Source organism: Ruegeria sp. S263, from assembly GCF_056780525.1.
The window spans coordinates 73,523-90,031 of sequence record NZ_JBQUVJ010000003.1; the positions used below are offsets into that span (position 1 = coordinate 73,523).

Annotated in this window: 14 protein-coding genes, 1 tRNA gene and 1 pseudogene; 12 read left to right on the forward strand and 4 right to left on the reverse strand. The window is 55.6% G+C overall.

Annotated features, from left to right (window positions below; genetic code table 11):
• Nucleotides 1-576: 576 nt before the first annotated feature.
• Nucleotides 577-1,974, forward strand: coding sequence for a pyridoxal phosphate-dependent decarboxylase family protein (locus ACT2B1_RS18980; protein WP_481669157.1), 1,398 nt, complete (start codon nt 577-579; stop codon nt 1,972-1,974).
• A gap of 344 nt (nt 1,975-2,318) precedes the next feature.
• Here the strand turns inward: ACT2B1_RS18980 and ACT2B1_RS18985 are convergent, their stop codons facing one another.
• Entirely contained in the window at nt 2,319-2,813 is a 495-nt protein-coding gene (locus ACT2B1_RS18985) for a hypothetical protein (RefSeq protein ID WP_481669158.1), read from the reverse strand.
• A 70-nt stretch (nt 2,814-2,883) separates the two neighbouring features.
• Between ACT2B1_RS18985 and ACT2B1_RS18990 the strand changes: the two genes are divergently transcribed.
• From ACT2B1_RS18990 to ACT2B1_RS19010, 5 genes and pseudogenes are all read left to right on the forward strand, one after another.
• Nucleotides 2,884-4,010 (forward strand): IS3 family transposase gene (locus ACT2B1_RS18990; RefSeq protein WP_480721046.1). Its coding sequence is split into 2 segments (ribosomal slippage): nt 2,884-3,148 and nt 3,148-4,010, totalling 1,128 coding nucleotides; the frame shifts between segments, so codons are not numbered across the junction.
• A gap of 46 nt (nt 4,011-4,056) precedes the next feature.
• Nucleotides 4,057-5,058, forward strand: coding sequence for an amidohydrolase family protein (locus ACT2B1_RS18995; RefSeq protein WP_481669254.1), 1,002 nt, complete (start codon nt 4,057-4,059; stop codon nt 5,056-5,058).
• Nucleotides 5,059-5,246: 188 nt separating this feature from the next.
• Nucleotides 5,247-6,788 (forward strand): phospholipase D family protein, encoded by a 1,542-nt coding sequence (locus tag ACT2B1_RS19000; protein WP_481669159.1) that lies wholly within the window; start codon nt 5,247-5,249, stop codon nt 6,786-6,788.
• 182 nt (nt 6,789-6,970) lie between these two features.
• Nucleotides 6,971-7,159, forward strand: a pseudogene (locus ACT2B1_RS19005) (transposase); the annotation flags it as partial.
• Between the two features lie 83 nt (nt 7,160-7,242).
• A complete protein-coding gene (locus ACT2B1_RS19010; protein ID WP_171125634.1) occupies nt 7,243-7,536 on the forward strand; it encodes an antibiotic biosynthesis monooxygenase family protein in 294 nt (97 codons plus the stop codon).
• A gap of 202 nt (nt 7,537-7,738) precedes the next feature.
• Here ACT2B1_RS19010 and ACT2B1_RS19015 read toward each other — a convergent pair.
• Nucleotides 7,739-7,815, reverse strand: a tRNA-Pro gene (locus ACT2B1_RS19015).
• 107 nt (nt 7,816-7,922) lie between these two features.
• Nucleotides 7,923-9,038, reverse strand: a complete 1,116-nt coding sequence (locus ACT2B1_RS19020) for a THUMP domain-containing class I SAM-dependent RNA methyltransferase (protein ID WP_171241311.1) — start codon at nt 9,036-9,038, stop codon at nt 7,923-7,925.
• Between the two features lie 290 nt (nt 9,039-9,328).
• Here ACT2B1_RS19020 and ACT2B1_RS19025 point away from each other — a divergent pair, with 290 nt between their 5' ends.
• Genes ACT2B1_RS19025 through nqrF form a run of 6 tightly spaced genes read left to right on the forward strand, consistent with a single transcriptional unit; the run spans nt 9,329 to nt 15,189 of the window.
• Nucleotides 9,329-10,672: a Na(+)-translocating NADH-quinone reductase subunit A gene (locus tag ACT2B1_RS19025; RefSeq protein ID WP_481669160.1), complete on the forward strand. Its 1,344-nt coding sequence runs from the start codon at nt 9,329-9,331 to the stop codon at nt 10,670-10,672.
• A gap of 5 nt (nt 10,673-10,677) precedes the next feature.
• Entirely contained in the window at nt 10,678-11,886 is a 1,209-nt protein-coding gene (locus ACT2B1_RS19030; protein WP_481669161.1) for an NADH:ubiquinone reductase (Na(+)-transporting) subunit B, read from the forward strand.
• Nucleotides 11,879-12,694, forward strand: coding sequence for a Na(+)-translocating NADH-quinone reductase subunit C (locus ACT2B1_RS19035; protein ID WP_171125641.1), 816 nt, complete (start codon nt 11,879-11,881; stop codon nt 12,692-12,694). Before ACT2B1_RS19030 ends, ACT2B1_RS19035 begins: the two co-directional genes overlap by 8 nt.
• Nucleotides 12,694-13,347 (forward strand): NADH:ubiquinone reductase (Na(+)-transporting) subunit D, encoded by a 654-nt coding sequence (locus ACT2B1_RS19040; RefSeq protein ID WP_171125643.1) that lies wholly within the window; start codon nt 12,694-12,696, stop codon nt 13,345-13,347. The genes ACT2B1_RS19035 and ACT2B1_RS19040 overlap by 1 nt, the downstream gene beginning before the upstream one ends.
• Nucleotides 13,347-13,955, forward strand: a complete 609-nt coding sequence (gene nqrE, locus ACT2B1_RS19045) for an NADH:ubiquinone reductase (Na(+)-transporting) subunit E (RefSeq protein WP_050603817.1) — start codon at nt 13,347-13,349, stop codon at nt 13,953-13,955. Before ACT2B1_RS19040 ends, nqrE begins: the two co-directional genes overlap by 1 nt.
• A gap of 10 nt (nt 13,956-13,965) precedes the next feature.
• Entirely contained in the window at nt 13,966-15,189 is a 1,224-nt protein-coding gene (gene nqrF, locus ACT2B1_RS19050) for an NADH:ubiquinone reductase (Na(+)-transporting) subunit F (RefSeq protein WP_171125645.1), read from the forward strand.
• Nucleotides 15,190-15,224: 35 nt separating this feature from the next.
• Here nqrF and tviB read toward each other — a convergent pair whose 3' ends face one another.
• Nucleotides 15,225-16,505, reverse strand: a complete 1,281-nt coding sequence (gene tviB / locus ACT2B1_RS19055) for a Vi polysaccharide biosynthesis UDP-N-acetylglucosamine C-6 dehydrogenase TviB (RefSeq protein ID WP_481669162.1) — start codon at nt 16,503-16,505, stop codon at nt 15,225-15,227.
• Nucleotides 16,506-16,509: the final 4 nt, after the last annotated feature.

Sequence of the window (16,509 nt, forward strand, 5' to 3'; positions counted from 1 at the left end):
AGTAGCAGATGTCAGTCAATGCGTTAAACAAAACCGTTGTTTTGCTCATGCTGGTCGAATGACACAGGGTTGCCAATCAGCCTTTCACCTGCCCTTGCCTTCACCTGAATGGTCCGACAGTTTATTAGAACATTAGAGGCAGGCGGAGGTGCTCTGGTCTACCACTGATGTGTTAAACGCCTTCAGAACACGGACCTGTTTCCTTGCTTTGCATAAGAAACAGCCACTTTGACCTGCTTGAAATCAACCAAATGCACGCGCTGTTTATTTGGGCCAGGTGGCAACTGTGCCAGAACAGCTTCGGAAAGTGCACTGGCTCGGTCTCGGGTTCTTCCCGATTAAGCCAAGAAATGCGCCGGCGAATGCGCGATGAACGATACGGCGCTTTTGTTGGTGCCCGTGGGTTGGGCAGCTGCAAGGGCGCAATTGATATCTAAACGCCCCATTTTGGCAGTTCCGGAACGGGTCAGGCCAATATAGGCTTATAGGTCTAGGCCGAAGTCTTTCAGCTACAAATACAACGACTGCCGCAGAGGTCATGTCCAGTTGATCAGCGGGCGACACAAGGGCGAATTGATGAACTGGGATGAATTTTCGCATTGGGGGCAGCACATTTCGAAATGGGCTGCCGATTATCACCAAACCCTGTCGGATCGCCCAGTCCGGGCGCAAACAAACCCGGGGGATATTGCCGTCCAGATTGACGCGTCGCCGCCAGACTCGGGGCAGGCGATGGAAACCATCATGGCCGATTTTGAACGGATCGTCATGCCGGGAATGACCCATTGGCAGCACCCGCGTTTCTTTGCCTATTTTCCAGCCAACGCCGCGCCACCCTCGATGTTGGCCGAGATGTTGGTGACCACAATCGCAGCCCAATGCATGTTGTGGCAAACCTCGCCCGCCGCGACCGAGGTGGAAACCGTGATGGTCGATTGGTTGCGCCAGGCGCTTGGACTGCCTGTTGGCATGACAGGCGTCATTCAGGACAGTGCGTCTTCGGCCACTTTGTCGGCGGTGTTGACCATGCGAGAGCGCGCCACCGGGTTTACCGGCAACCGTGAAGGGTTGAATACTAAAGGCGCGTTGCGGATTTACTGCTCGGATCAGGTGCATTCGTCCATTGACCGGGCCTGCTGGGTTGCCGGGATCGGGCAAGACAATCTGGTCAAATTGCCGACGCTGGGGTCAACTTACGCGATTGATCCCAACGCGCTTGAGGCGGCGATCCAAAGCGACTTAGTCGCCGGGCACGTTCCGGCCGGGATCATCGCGATCACCGGGGGTACGGGTGTAGGGGCCTGCGATGATCTGATGGCCGTTGCGGATATCGCGCAGAAGCATGACCTATACACCCATCTTGACGCTGCCTGGGCCGGGTCCGCCATGATCTGCCCCGAGTTCCGTCAGGCGTTGTGGGCCGGAGCGGATCGCTATGACAGTGTTGTCTTTAACCCACATAAGTGGCTTGGCGCCCAGTTCGATTGCGCGATCCAGTTTCTGAGGGACGCAACACCGCAACTCAACACTTTGAAAATCGAACCTGAATACCTGAAGACCACAGGGGCCGAGGTCACGAACTATTCCGAATGGACCATTCCGCTGGGCCGCAGGTTCAGGGCGTTGAAAATCTGGTTCCTGCTGCGCTCTTACGGTTTGGATGGCCTGCGCGAGCGAATTCGCAACCATGTTGTTTGGGCAAATGAGCTTGCCAACACAATCGGTGCAATGGACGGGTTCGAGATCACGACGGGACCCATCCTGAGCCTGTTTTCGTTCCGCTGCCCGGGTGACGACGTGATGCAACAACGTCTGGTGGATGCGGTGAATGACGATGGTCGGATTTATCTGACGCAGGGCATGTTCGACGGCCGCAAAATCATCCGCTTTCAGGTGGGGCAATTCGATACGACGCGGAATGATGTGTTGATGGCTGCTGATGTGATCAGCGAGGTTTGGGAGGCTTTGAATTGAAGCTTGCGACCTTGACCGCGGGCGGTCACTGGAAAATCACACGCTGGATTATCAAGGCGAGATGGCGAGTGTGATAGGTCAGGGTGGGCGCAGAGCTTCGCAATGCGGACAGGGCGTTGAGCCCGGCCAAATGCCCTCCGGGAAGTAAATTCCATGCTGATTTCAGTCCATTCGGCTCAGCCGATATTGCGTTTGCCTGAAAGCACAGGCGAAGCCAACGCCACACCCCTCAGGCGTGCAGGGCGTCAATGATCTGCCTTGGCGTCATCAGATCGCGTAAAGCGCGGTGGATGCTGTCATTAGCTTCGCTCAGGGGGGCGCCGGCGACATCAAACCCCAAAAAGCTATGCGGCAAGCTGAGTGCCAGATAGAACCGCCTGCCAGAAAAGGCCGCAGCGCAGTAATCCTTCCCCCCCCTGAAACCGTCCTGCAATGTCCGTCAAGGTGTAAGCGAATTGAGGTTTAAGATACTGACCAAGTTGGGCCGGGTCGTCAGTGTAGACCTCAAAAACCTGTTCGGCATCTTCCAGACCCAAATCCCAGCGATGGGTTGGCAAGGTATTACGGGACGCCCAGGAATAAAGCTTATTCAGGGTCTCGCCAAAATCCTTGACGAACACAGTGCGTGGCATGTCGACCGGGCAGTCGATCTCAAGCACGATTCCGGCGAACAGGGTTCTGTATTTCCGGTCGTCATTGTGATCGCGATAGCTTTCAGAGCAGCTCATCTTCAGCAGCTTGTAGTTTGTATCCCGCCATGTTCCGGTGATGGCGGTATCCTCGCGTATGCGCTCGGCTTTGGGTAAAATCTGCAGGGCAACAAGACGGCCTACTGGCATAAAGTCTGCGGGAATGAGCCTCCCCCACTGAACTGGTCCACCGTTATGTTTAGGAAACGGAGGACCACGAATGGCAAACAAGAGACCAAAGCCCGAAGAGATTGTCTCGAAGTTACGGCAGGTTGAAGTTCTGATGGGGCAAGGCATGTCCCGTCTTGATGCGATCAGGCAGATCGGCGTTGTTGAACAAACCTATTACCGCTGGAGAAAGAAGTACGGTGGAATGGGTGTAGATCAGTTGAAAGAACTCAAGCGGCTTCAGAAAGAGAACGAGCGACTGAGACGCGCGGTTTCAGATCTGACGCTGGACAAACTGATCCTGACGGAAGCCGCAAAGGGAAACTACTGAGCCCCGCTCGTCGTCGTGCCTGCATCGATCATGTTCGTAGCCATCTGAACGTTTCCGAGAGACGCGCCTGCCGCGTGCTTGGACAACACCGGTCCACGCAACGGCGTGTCCCAGAAGGTCGCGCAGACGAAGACCGATTGGTGGCCGACATGATCGAGCTGACCCGTCAATACGGTCGATATGGCTATCGCAGGATCGCTGCACTGCTGAGAGAGGCTGGCTGGTCTGTCAGTGATGGGCGGATTGAACGGCTTTGGCGACGGGAGGGGCTGAAAGTGCCAGTGAAACAACCGAAGAAAGGACGGCTCTGGCTGAACGATGGGTCGTGTGTTCGGCTACGGCCAGAGTTTCGCAACCATGTTTGGTCGTATGACTTCGTCCATTGCCGAACCGATGATGGAAAAGCCTTCCGAACGCTGAACATCCTTGATGAATACAGTAGGGAATGCTTGGCAATCAGGGTCGAGCGGAAACTGAACTCGACCGATGTAATCGACGTTCTGACGGATCTGTTCATACTTCGCGGCGTGCCGAGTTTCATACGTTCTGACAATGGGCCGGAATTTGTCGCCCAGGCTGTCCGAGACTGGATTGCTGCCGTCGGCGCCAAGACGGCTTACATCGAACCCGGCAGCCCATGGGAGAACGGATATTGTGAAAGCTTCAATGGCCGGTTCAGGGATGAGCTACTCAACGGAGAGATCTTCTACAGCTTGCGCGAAGCACAAATCCTGATCGAACAATGGAGAAAACACTACAACACAAAACGACCCCACAGTGCTCTGGGTTACCGCCCGCCAGCGCCCGAAACCATCATCCCGATGGATCACAGGCCGATGATGCACTAACAATCAACTTGGACCAGTCAGTTGAGGCTGCTCACCCCAAGAGGCTCTGGCCGAAATCCGCGAGTGGGAGAAGGGAAACACCGACAGGGTCAAGTTCGACAACCACTTCAAGCTGATGATGGATGGTGCGATCTACAGCGGCCTCTCGCAATACGGGTTCCCAGGCTACAAGGACGGGCATCAAGGCCAGTGGATGAACGAGCCTGAGGATATTTTGGAATGGGCCCGGTTCTTTTGGAACGAAGGGTTCCAGTTGCACGCCCACACCAACGGCGACGGGTCCGCAAGCCTACTGATCGAGATCGTACGCGACCTGCAGGAGGAAAAACCGCGTTTTGACCACCGCACGACGCTTGAACATTTTGCTTATGCCACGCGGGACCAGTTGCGGCAGATGAAGGCGCTGGGTATGGTGGTGTCGGCCAACCCTTACTACCAATACATCCTTGCTGACGTGTACGCGGATGTGTGGTTGGGGGCAGATGTGGCGCGCTTTATGGTTCCCTTGGGTAGTGCTGCGGACGAGGGGTTGGTAATCGGGTTACATTCCGATAGCCCAATGGCACCTCTCAGCCCGCTAACGCTGGCACAAAATGCGATGGAACGCGTGTCGATCAACGGCAATAACAATGCCGGGTCAGAACGACTGGACATAGATCAGGCCCTGCGCGCAATCACCATTGATGCCGCGTGGTTCATGCGAATGGAGGACGAGATCGGTTCGATCCGCGCAGGCAAGAAGGCAGATTTTGTTGTGCTTGAGCAAAACCCGTATGAGGTCCAGACTGCAGACTTGTCCAAGATCGGAATATGGGGAACGGTTTTCGAAGGCCAAAAATACCCGATTGTAAAGGAAGCCAGCATGAAGCCAAACAACGACCTTGTGAAAGTCCCAAACCCATCGGCTGTGTTCTGTGAAGAAAGCGGCGGGACCTATGAAATCCGCGATGGTGCTAATGGTGGAAAGACCGGGATTTGTATTCTTCCATCAGGTGAAGAAGTCGACGCTTGGGAGTTTTTCCGAGAGAACGCGCCGACTGACGGATAATATCAACATTTAGAAGTTGGCGCTGAGGGAAAGCCATTCCCGCGATTTAACTGCCCAGATACCCGGTTCGTCGCACGGAGTCTGAGTTCGATCGCGCGACGCCCAAGTCTAACCTCTTGATAAATGAGCCGTCGATAGATCATGTTAACGAACAAGGCCTATCTGATGTACTGAACACGGAGCCCTGAATGCGGCTGATCAGGATTTTGTTGACTGTAGTGGTGGTGATCACAATCGCCGTGGTCGGGCTAAAGCTGGCATTTCCACTTCCTGAGAAAAACTATTCTGAGCAAACTCTCAAACAAGATCCCGACTGGGACGGACCTTTAGGCGCCACTATTAAACAAGCGATCGAACGAAACCCCGGCCTTGACGGGGTGCGGCCTTTGGGCAATGGACGCGCCGCCTTTGCGGCCAGGGCTATATTCGCAAGGCAAGCGACGTCTTCTATCGACGCTCAGTACTACATTTGGCAGGACGATGTTACTGGTCTGATGCTTCTTGATGAGCTTAGGGCCGCAGCCGAGCGTGGCGTGCGGGTCAGATTGCTGGTCGATGATAACGGCATCTCGGGGTTGGATGGCTTGCTTGCTGAACTGGATGCTCTGCCCAACGCGCATGTGCGCATTTTTAATCCCTTTACGCTGAGAAACCCCAAACTTCTGTCTTATGCATTCGACTTCAGTCGCTTGAACCGTCGGATGCATAACAAATCAATGACTGTGGATGGGGTCGCCACGATAGTCGGAGGCCGCAATATCGGTGACATCTATTTCGATTATGGGGCTGGCACGCACTATCTGGATGTAGATACGATCGCCATTGGCCCAATTGTCGATGAGGTGTCGCAGTCATTCGACGCGTATTGGAACAGCTCATCATCCTATGACGCGGCCTTGTTTCTGGAGCCCACCGCGGGAAAAAGCCTGCAATCCAAGGCGGATGCCGCACGAAAAACCGCTGTTGGTGCAGGCTATCAAAAAGCGATCCAAGACAATGAACTTGCGGACCGGATGGCTGCGCGTGATCTGAAGGTCGAGTGGAGCGAAGTTACCCTTTTCGTGGACGACCCAGCCAAAGGGTTGGGCCAAGCAGACAGTGAAAATCTGATCGTCGAGCAACTGATAGCATTCGCCAACGACTCTCAAACCTCACTGGACCTTGTTTCAGCATATTTCATTCCCGGCAAACGCGGTGCCGAAGTTTTGGAAGGACTAGCCAGGTCTGGGGTTAAAGTCCGTGTCTTGACCAACTCATTGGACGCGACCGACGTTATGCCGGTTCATGCGGCCTATATGCGCTACAGGGAAGATTTGCTGAATAGCGGCGTAGAACTTTTGGAGCTTCGGGCTTTACGGCAGGAACATCGCGAACGAAGCCTGCCAGAAATGCTGGCGGGGTCGGCATCAGGATTACATGCAAAGGTATTTGGATCGGATGGCAAACGTGTCTTTATTGGTTCATACAACCTCGATCCCAGATCCGCGCGATTGAACACTGAAATGGGGCTCATGATCGAAAGCGCGGCGATCGCTGAATCACTGGCCGAGAAATTGGCTAACACCGATTTTTCGTATCGCGTTGAGTTGAATGAAGACGATGAGATTGTCTGGCTGCAAGAAGAACAAGACGGGACGGTCACCGTTTACACCGCGGACCCGGAAACCAGCGGCTTCCAACGCGCCCTAACGGCGGTCGTAAGGTGGCTGCCCGTTGAGTGGATGCTTTGACCCCGCTGTTGAAGCTGGCCTGAACCTTCTTCCAAGCCAGCCCCGAAGGTTTTACTGAAGATAATTTGGGCCACGAACGCCTTGGGCTCAGGACCCATTGAATTCCGTTTGGCTGAGTGATTCATCGCGTTCAAAACGAGCGGTGAACATGCCTGATGTTTTTTTGATTATGAGACGAGCAGATGTCGCGCCTTGAGCCTTTCTTGCCAAGGTCCAAGGGCAAACCTTACGTTGATCACTGGCGTGTCTTGAATTGGATTATCTTTATCAATCACAATGGGTTACGGTGATGAAATGCGCCAAGGGAATACGGACTACACTCGGCACTCTATAATCCTTGGAAGCGATGGGGTGACAAAGGGATACGCGCAGTCAGGACATTCACAGGCTCTGATGGTATTATTTTATCCGACGCATTTATGCTGGCCAGTAATTCTCTGAGGGAGGAAACGGCATGATAATGCGCATTTTTCAAGTCCAGATAAAAGAAGGTAAGGAAGACGAATTTACGGAATTCTTCCACAAAATCGCAATTCCAATGATGAAAGAAACTGCAGGGATTGTTCAGGTTTTACCGGGTGCTCCGCACAGCGAAAGCCCAAGAGAATTCAGTTTCGTGATGGTCTGGAAAGATTTGGCCTCGCTTAAGAAGTTTGTTGGCGAAGACTATAGCTCTCCGCATATTGATCCAGCCGAAGCCGAGTTGGTCGAAAGCAGGTTAATCAAGCACTACGAACTGGTTGAGTGAGCTGTAGGTCAAACGATCCAATAAAACGGGCCGCAATCGCCGCCTGCACAGACCCTCCGACCAATTCAAACCGACCGCAGAGTTTTTTAGATGCAAACCTTACCGACAAAATGAGCGGGTGAGGGAATAGGGATTCCCAAAAATGTTAGGAAAACTCGATGCTTTGGGAAGGCGCTAAATCAATACAGGCAATTGATTTTATTGGTCGGAGTGAGAGGATTCGAACCTCCGACCCCTGCCTCCCGAAGACAGTGCTCTACCAGGCTGAGCTACACTCCGACCGTGGCGGGGGGTCTATACCCGGCGATTTGGATGCGCAAGGGGGATTTTGTGCGTCGCGCACCGAAATGGCTGAGGACGACTTGAACACAGTAGTTTGCTCCATGTCAGGCCAAGGGCTTTGTTTGATAAAGCCGGATTTTGGTGCCGCCGTGATCCACCACCGGTCCCGCAGGTAAAAAGGGTAGACGAGTCGAGCGCGCCAACGAGGCATTACTTGTGACCAATCCGACTCTCCAGCCGACGAACTTTGAGGTCAGGACCTTGCCCAGCGTCCCATAGACGGAACGCAGACGTTTTTCATCACCAATCCTTGCACCATAAGGGGGGTTGATGATTACGAGCCCAGCTTGGTCCGTCGGGGGTTTGATGTCGCTGACAGATCTCGTTTGAAATCTGGTTACACTGGCGACGCCTGCACATTCGGCGTTAGAAGTCGAAGCGTCGACGGCTCCTGCGTTTCGGTCCGAGCCGAAAAACATGACATCTGCTTCTGAGGGCGCATGTTGGGCCCGCATGTCGGCCCAGATGGCGGGATCAAAAGTCTTGAGACTTTCGAACGCGAATGAGCGCGATCGACCCGGGTTCAGGTTCAAAGCAATTTCCGCCGCTTCGATCACAAAGGTTCCCGATCCGCACATTGGGTCAAGTACCGGCTCAGTTCCGTCGAACCCACATTCGCGCAGCAACATAGAGGCCATTGTCTCGCGCATTGGTGCCTTTGCGACCGTAGGTTTATGACCGCGCTTGTGCAGAGGGTCTCCGGATGTGTCTACAGAAAACGTGCAGATATCTTTTTCGATACGCAACAATATGCGCAAACTGGCTTCAGGTGACACCTGAACGCCAAAAGTTTCGGTAATCGCACGCTCGATCCTCTGGCGCGCGGCACCGGCGTGATAAATTCGGGACTTGCGGCTGGTTGCCTCAACCCGGACAGGAACATCGGGGCGCAGAAACTGAGACCAGGGAAATTTACGCGCCCGTTTGTCAAGTTGGGCCAAATGCACAGCAGGAAAGCTACCCAACCTGACCAGAACCTTGTTTGCGCCACGAAGACACAGGTTCGCACGCCACACCTCGGACCATGTCCCTCGGCAAATCACCCCGCCAGGAACGGCGGTGACATCGGCGAATCCCTTCTGTTGCGCTTCGGCACGAAGCGGTGCTTCAAGGCCGGGCGTGGCCACCAAAAAAATCTCTAGTGTGTCAGCGTGTTCCATTCTGGGTGCTTACACCGGAAGCATTCCGGGCGCGATACGCAATTTAAGAAGGCTTAAAATAAGGCTGTTCTTCCGAAAGTGAAATTCCGATGCCGATTTTAGCCGTAACGGGTTTGCGTTTGTCAGCATCCGCGCGTAAAGGGTCCGTGATCGAAAGGAAGCCATAGATCAGGACTGAGCGCCGCGCGCTTTTTTTTGCTCCAAGGCTCCCACGTTCACAGCGTTTTGTGCCACTATGTGAGTGCCAAAACGGAGTGGTGCAGCAACAAGGCTTGGAAGACCGTAGCGACATGCAAACTTTCAAACTGAAAAAGGGGTTGGAATTGCCGGTGCAGGGCGCCCCGGAGCAGACAATTCAACCCGGTCCGGAATTTTCGACCGTTGGGGTTCTGGGTGGTGACTATCTTGGCCTGAAACCACGGATGCTGGTTCAGGAAGGCGATGAGGTACAACGGGGGACGCCGCTGTTCTGCCACAAGGACATGCCCGAAGCGATGATGGTTGCGCCTCTGACCGGGAAGGTCGTCGCGGTCAACCGTGGCGCGCGTCGTGTTTTGCAGAGCGTCGTGATCGAGGTGTCAGACCCAAACGATGTGGGTTTGGATTTCTCGGCGACGGGTAACTCGGACAGCGCCGAAGGTGTTATTGCCAAGCTGTGCACCTCTGGTCTTTGGACAGCTTTCCGCACGCGCCCCTATTCGAAAATGCCTGCACCGGGCTCTAAGCCTGCGGCGATCTTTGTCACCGCAATGGACAGTGAGCCCCTTTCCGGTGACGCGGCCGTCATCATAAACGACGCGGGCGAGGCATTTGTCGAGGGGCTGAAGGCGGTATCGCTTCTGACGGATGGCAAAACGTATCTGTGTCAACAGGAAGGGGATTCGCTGCCGGGGTCTGATCTTGCGGATGTCGAAGCGGCAGCATTTTCCGGCCCGCATCCGGCTGGTCTGGCTGGGACTCATATCCACTTTCTGGAACCTCTGGCCGGCGAAAAGCAGGTTTGGACGATCGGATATCAGGATGTAATCGCGATTGGCCGGCTGATGCAGACAGGACATCTGGACCCGAATGTTGTGATTGCCCTGTCGGGCCCCGGTGCACGCCACCCACGCTTGATCCGAACGGTCATGGGCGCGTCGACAGATGACCTGACCCGGGACGAGATCGAAATTGACGGCACCGCGCGGATTATTTCGGGCTCGATCCTCTCGGGAAAACTAGCAGACGGCCCCACCGCGTATCTTGGCCGTTTTGCGCGCCAGATTTCGATCATCCGCGAAGACCCTGACCAGATTCCGATGGGTTGGATACGCCCAATGCCGTCAAAATACGCCGTTCAACCGGTTCTGGGTTCTGCCTTTGCCAAAAAGCTGTTTGCATTTACGTCCAATCTGAATGGCGGCCGCCGTGCAATGGTTCCAACGGGCACGTTCGAAGAACTGATGCCGCAGGATTATCTGCCGACACAGTTGCTGCGGGCGCTGTTGGTCATGGATACGGATACGGCCCAAGCGCTTGGGGCGCTGGAACTTGACGAAGAAGATCTGGGCCTGGTCGGTTTTGCCTGCCCAGCAAAATATGAATATGGGCTGGCGCTGCGCGACTGCCTGACCAAGATTGAAAAGGAGGGCTGATCCACATGGGTTTGCGCAGCTTCTTCGATCGGATCGAGCCGAACTTTACCAAGGGCGGCAAGTACGAGAAGTATTTCCCCGTCTACGAGATGGTCGAAAGCTTCATCTACACACCGAAAACCGTCACCACCGTTGCCCCACACGCACGGTCCTACGTGGATATGAAGCGGATCATGACCTATGTCGTGATCGCCACTATCCCCTGTATCCTGTGGGGGATGTGGAACACGGGCTATCAGGCAAACTCGGCCATTGCCACGCTGGGGCCGGATGCCGCGACCGGCTGGCGTATTGCTTTGCTGCAGATGTTCGGCATTTCGTTGGATCCGTCCAGCCTGTTTGCCAATGTGTTGCACGGGTTGCTTTATTTCTTGCCGATCTACATCACGACACTGGTCGCGGGCGGTATTTTCGAGGTCATCTTTGCCACCGTGCGCGGGCATGAGGTTAACGAGGGCTTCCTTGTCACATCGATGCTCTACACGCTGATCCTGCCCGCATCGACACCGCTGTGGCAGGTGGCTTTGGGCATCATCTTCGGCGTTGTCATCGGCAAGGAAGTGTTTGGCGGCACCGGTAAGAACTTCCTCAACCCCGCACTGGTGGGGCGGGCGTTCCTGTATTTCGCCTATCCTGCGCAAATGTCGGGGGATTCAGTCTGGACCCCGGTCGACGGTTTTTCCGGGGCGACCGCGCTGGGTATCACCGCAGCCGAAGGCGTTCAGGCGCTGGCGGCTGATGGGATTACCTGGGCCAATGCGTTCTTCGGAACAATTCAAGGCAGCTTTGGTGAGACATCGACGCTGGCGTGTATGATTGGTTTGGCCTTCCTGTTGATGACAAGGATTGCCAATTATCGCCTGATCCTCGGCTGCCTGGCGGGCACGATCGGCTTTACCCTGCTGCTGAACCTGATCGGGTCGGACACCAACCCCATGTTCGCGATGCCCTGGTACTGGCACATCGTTCTGGGCGGGTACGCCTTTGGTCTGGCCTTCATGGTTACAGAACCCGTTTCCGCCAGCCACACCAATATGGGCCGTTACATCTATGGCGCCTTGATCGGTGTCATGGTTGTGATGATCCGCGTGATCAATCCGGCTTTCCCCGAGGGCATGATGCTGGCCATCTTGTTCGGCAACGTCTTTGCACCGCTGATCGACTATTTCGTCGTTCAGGCAAACATCAAACGGAGGGCGCGTCGCCATGTCTGATACGCAATCCCCAGAACCGAAAGGCGCGATTGCCAAGTTCCTTGCGGCCTCGCCTGATTCAGTTGGCAAAACGATCTTTGTCGCGGTTGCCGTATGTCTGGTGGCCTCAATGGTTGTGTCTGCGGCGGCAGTCAGCCTGCGTCCTGTGCAGGAAGCGAACGCGCTGAAAGACAAGCAGGTCAACGTGCTGCAGGTCGCAGGCGTCTATGAGCCGGGCGTCGACGTTTCCGAGGCATTTGCCGCGTTTGAACCACATGTGCTTGAACTGTCGACCGGTCAGTTCGTGGACGATCAGTTCGATGCCACCACGTTCGATGACATCGCTGCGGCCAGTGATCCTGACCTCAGCATCGCGCTGGACAATGACCCCGCAGGCATCGGACGCCAATCCAAATACCGCGTGATTTACCTGTTGCGGGACGATTCCGGTGAACTGGACAAGGTGATCCTGCCGCTGCATGGATATGGCCTTTGGTCCACACTTTTTGGCTTTATCGCGTTGGAGAATAACGGCAACGATATCTTCGGCCTACAGTTCTATCAGCATGGTGAAACGCCGGGCCTTGGGGCCGAGGTAGATAACCCGCGCTGGAGGGCGCTGTGGAACGGCAAGAAGCTGCGCGATGATGCGGGTGAGCTTCAGATTACCGTCGCGAAGTCGCAGCCTGCCGCTGGCCCTGATTTTTATGTGGATGCACTGGCAGGGGCAACGCTGACCTCGGTGGGTGTTGATAACCTTGTAAGGTTCTGGATGGGGGATGCGGGCTACGCTCCGTTCCTGGCCAAACTGCAAGCAGGAGAAATCTGATGTCTCAGACCAAAAAAGAGATGCTGGTCGACCCGCTTGTCGACAACAACCCGATTACGCTGCAGGTGCTGGGCATCTGTTCGGCGCTGGCGGTGACCTCGTCGCTGCAGGTATCCTTCGTGATGGCGCTGGCGGTGACGTTCGTGACCTCGTTCTCGTCCTTCTTCATCTCGTGCCTGCGCAACCAGATCCCCGGCTCGATCCGTATCATCGTGCAGATGGTGATCATCGCCTCGCTGGTGATCCTGGTGGATCAGGTGCTGAAAGCCTATGCGTTCGAAATTTCGAAAACACTGTCGGTTTTCGTGGGTCTGATCATCACCAACTGTATCGTGATGGGCCGGGCCGAGGCATTTGCGATGAAGAACCCGCCCGTCGCGTCGTTCATTGACGGTATGGGCAACGGTATGGGCTATGGCCTGATCCTGCTGCTGGTCGGTTTCATTCGTGAACTTTTTGGCGCCGGGTCTCTGTTTGGCATCACCATTCTGGAGACCGTGAACAACGGTGGCTGGTACGTGCCCAACGGCATGCTGCTGCTGCCGCCGTCAGCGTTCTTCATCATCGGTCTGATCATCTGGGCCTTCCGCACATGGAAGCCGAACCAGGTGGAAGAGCGTGAATACAAAATTCAGCAGGTAGAGGCCCACTGATGGAAGGTCTGATCTCACTGGCTGTAAAGGCCATTTTTGTCGAAAACCTCGCGCTCAGCTTCTTTCTGGGGATGTGTACCTTCATCGCCGTGTCCAAGAAGATCTCGACCGCGCTGGGTCTGGGCATCTCGGTTATGGTGGTGCAGGCCATCACCGTGCCCGCCAACAACCTGCTGCTGAACTATCTGCTGAAACCGGGCGCGCTGGCCTGGGCAGGCTTCCCGGATGTGGACCTGACCTTCCTTGGCCTGATCTCATATATTGGCGTGATTGCGGCGATGGTTCAGATCCTTGAGATGGTTTTGGACAAGTATTTCCCGCCGCTTTACAACGCGCTGGGGATCTTCCTGCCCTTGATCACGGTGAACTGCGCGATCCTGGGTGGTTCGCTGTTCATGGTGGAGCGCGACTATAACTTTGCCGAGGCGGCGACCTATGGTCTGTCCTCCGGCTTTGGCTGGGCGCTGGCGATCACCGCGATGGCGGGCGTGCGCGAAAAGCTGAAATACTCGGACATTCCCGACGGCCTTCAGGGTCTGGGGATCACCTTCATCACCGCAGGTCTGATGGCGATGGCCTTCATGTCCTTCTCGGGCGTGAAACTGTAAGGAGGGCGCAATGGAAACTTTTAGCTTAGGCGTAGCCCTTTTCACCGTAATCGTCATCGCGCTGGTGACAATCATTCTGGCCGCGCGCTCTAAACTGGTGTCGACCGGGGACGTGAACATCACCATCAACGGTGAGAAAACCATCTCGGTCCCCGCCGGTGGCAAACTTCTGCAAACCCTTGCGGCCGAGAAATTGTTCGTACCCTCCGCCTGCGGCGGCGGCGGTACCTGTGCGCAGTGCCGGGTGCGGGTGCATTCGGGCGGCGGTTCGATCCTGCCGACCGAAGAAAGCCATATCACCAAGCGCGAGGCCGCCTGTGGCGACCGCCTGTCCTGTCAGGTTGCGGTCAAGCAGGACATGGATATCGAAGTCCCAGAAGAGGTCTTTGGCGTCAAGAAATGGGAATGCACCGTTCGCTCGAATGAAAACGTGGCGACCTTCATCAAGGCACTGACACTGGACCTGCCCGAGGGTGAAGATGTGAACTTCCGCGCAGGTGGTTACATCCAGATCGAAGCCCCCGCGCATGCGTTGAAATACACCGATTTCGACGTGGAAGAGGAATACCGCGAGGATTGGGACAAGTTCAATCTTTGGCAATACGAATCCGTCGTGGCCGAACCGATCGAGCGCGCCTATTCGATGGCCAACTACCCGGACGAAAAGGGCATGATCATGCTGAACGTCCGCGTGGCTTCGCCGCCTCCGGGTTCGGATGGTATCCCGCCGGGTCAGATGTCATCGTACATCTTCAACCTGAAACCGGGCGACAAGGTCACGATCTCGGGTCCGTTTGGCGAGTTTTTCGCCCGCGACACACAGAAAGAGATGGTCTTTATCGGCGGTGGTGCAGGCATGGCCCCCATGCGCAGCCACATCTTCGATCAACTCAAGCGTCTGGAAAACCGCGACCGCAAGATCAGCTTCTGGTATGGCGCGCGGTCGAAAAAAGAGATGTTCTTTGTCGAGGATTTCGACCAACTGGCCGCAGAGTTCGACAATTTCGATTGGCACGTCGCCCTGTCGGACGCGCAGCCCGAGGACGATTGGAAAGGCTATACCGGCTTCATCCACAACGTGCTGTTCGATGAATATCTCAAAAACCACCCCGCGCCCGAGGATTGCGAGTTCTACATGTGTGGCCCGCCGATCATGAACCAGTCGGTCATCAACATGCTGCTGGATCTGGGTGTGGATCGCGAAGACATCATGCTGGACGATTTCGGCGGATAAGACAGAAAAACCGGCGCTTCCGAGCGCCGGTTTTTTTACAGCCGCAGGTCGCTGGCCTCGGGCGGCAGGCAGGATTTGACGTCGAACAACACGCTTTGATCCTTGCCAAGGGCGCGTATCTTAGCGGGTTCGAGCGTCAGAAATTCCCGATGTGCAACGGCCAGAACGATGCCGTCGTAACCCCCAGTTTCCGGCTGCTTGATCAATGAAATTCCGTATTCAGCCTGCGCGGCGGCAGGATCGGCGTGGGGATCATAGACATCGACCGTGACGCCATAGTCCTGCAGTTCGTGAATGATATCGACAACGCGGGTATTGCGCAGATCGGGGCAGTTTTCCTTGAAAGTCAGCCCCATCACCAGCACACGGGCAGCGGCAACATTGATCCCGTCGCGCATCATCCGTTTGACCAGTTGCGAGACCACATAGCCGCCCATGCTGTCATTCAACCGTCGCCCAGCCAGAATGATCTGCGGGTGATGGCCCACGGCCTCGGCCTTGTGAGTCAGATAATAGGGGTCAACGCCGATACAATGCCCGCCAACCAAACCGGGGCGGAAAGGTAGAAAGTTCCACTTGGTTCCCGCTGCGCGCAGAACCGCTTCCGTGTCGATATCCATCCGGCCAAAGATCATCGCCAGTTCGTTGACCAGCGCGATGTTCAGGTCGCGCTGCGTGTTCTCGATCACCTTGGCAGCCTCGGCCACGCGAATGCTTTCAGCCTTATGGGTGCCTGCCGAAATGATGCGAGCGTAAAGCGCGTCCACCAGATCGGCCACCTTGGAGGTCGAGCCGGATGTAACCTTGCAGATGTCCGCGATCCGGTGCGCCTTGTCGCCGGGGTTGATCCGCTCGGGGCTGTAACCGGCAAAAAAATCACGATTGAAGGTCAGACCGGACACGCGCTCAAGAACCGGTACGCAGTCTTCCTCGGTGGCTCCGGGGTATACCGTGGATTCATAGATCACCAGATCACCGGGTTTCAACACGTGGCCAACGGTTTCCGACGCGCGCAGCAAAGGCGTCAGATCAGGCTGCTTGCCAGCGGTGATCGGTGTGGGGACGGTGACGATATAGGTATCGCAGGCCGCAATCTCTGACGGATCAGAGGTGAACGTCAGGCCAGTTGCGGCTTTTAGGTCATCGGGTTCAACCTCTTGCGTGGAATCGTGCCCGGCACGCAACGCGTCTATTCGGTCGGGGTTAATATCAAACCCAACCACCGGAGCTATCTTCCCGAACGCCACGGCCAGAGGCAGGCCAACATAGCCCAGTCCGATCACGGCAATTCTGCGCAGAGTTTGGATCGGTTTCAAACAT

Excerpts from the sequence above, each read along its gene's own strand:
- ACT2B1_RS19020 (WP_171241311.1), bottom strand. The coding sequence starts at position 9,038 with ATGGAACACGCTGACACACTAGAGATTTTTTTGGTGGCCACGCCCGGC.
- ACT2B1_RS19010 (WP_171125634.1), top strand. The coding sequence starts at position 7,243 with ATGATAATGCGCATTTTTCAAGTCCAGATAAAAGAAGGTAAGGAAGAC.
- ACT2B1_RS19035 (WP_171125641.1), top strand. The coding sequence starts at position 11,879 with ATGTCTGATACGCAATCCCCAGAACCGAAAGGCGCGATTGCCAAGTTC.
- ACT2B1_RS19025 (WP_481669160.1), top strand. The coding sequence starts at position 9,329 with ATGCAAACTTTCAAACTGAAAAAGGGGTTGGAATTGCCGGTGCAGGGC.
- ACT2B1_RS19030 (WP_481669161.1), top strand. The coding sequence starts at position 10,678 with ATGGGTTTGCGCAGCTTCTTCGATCGGATCGAGCCGAACTTTACCAAG.
- nqrE (WP_050603817.1), top strand. The coding sequence starts at position 13,347 with ATGGAAGGTCTGATCTCACTGGCTGTAAAGGCCATTTTTGTCGAAAAC.
- ACT2B1_RS18980 (WP_481669157.1), top strand. The coding sequence starts at position 577 with ATGAACTGGGATGAATTTTCGCATTGGGGGCAGCACATTTCGAAATGG.
- ACT2B1_RS19040 (WP_171125643.1), top strand. The coding sequence starts at position 12,694 with ATGTCTCAGACCAAAAAAGAGATGCTGGTCGACCCGCTTGTCGACAAC.
- ACT2B1_RS18985 (WP_481669158.1), bottom strand. The coding sequence starts at position 2,813 with ATGCCAGTAGGCCGTCTTGTTGCCCTGCAGATTTTACCCAAAGCCGAG.
- ACT2B1_RS19000 (WP_481669159.1), top strand. The coding sequence starts at position 5,247 with ATGCGGCTGATCAGGATTTTGTTGACTGTAGTGGTGGTGATCACAATC.
- nqrF (WP_171125645.1), top strand. The coding sequence starts at position 13,966 with ATGGAAACTTTTAGCTTAGGCGTAGCCCTTTTCACCGTAATCGTCATC.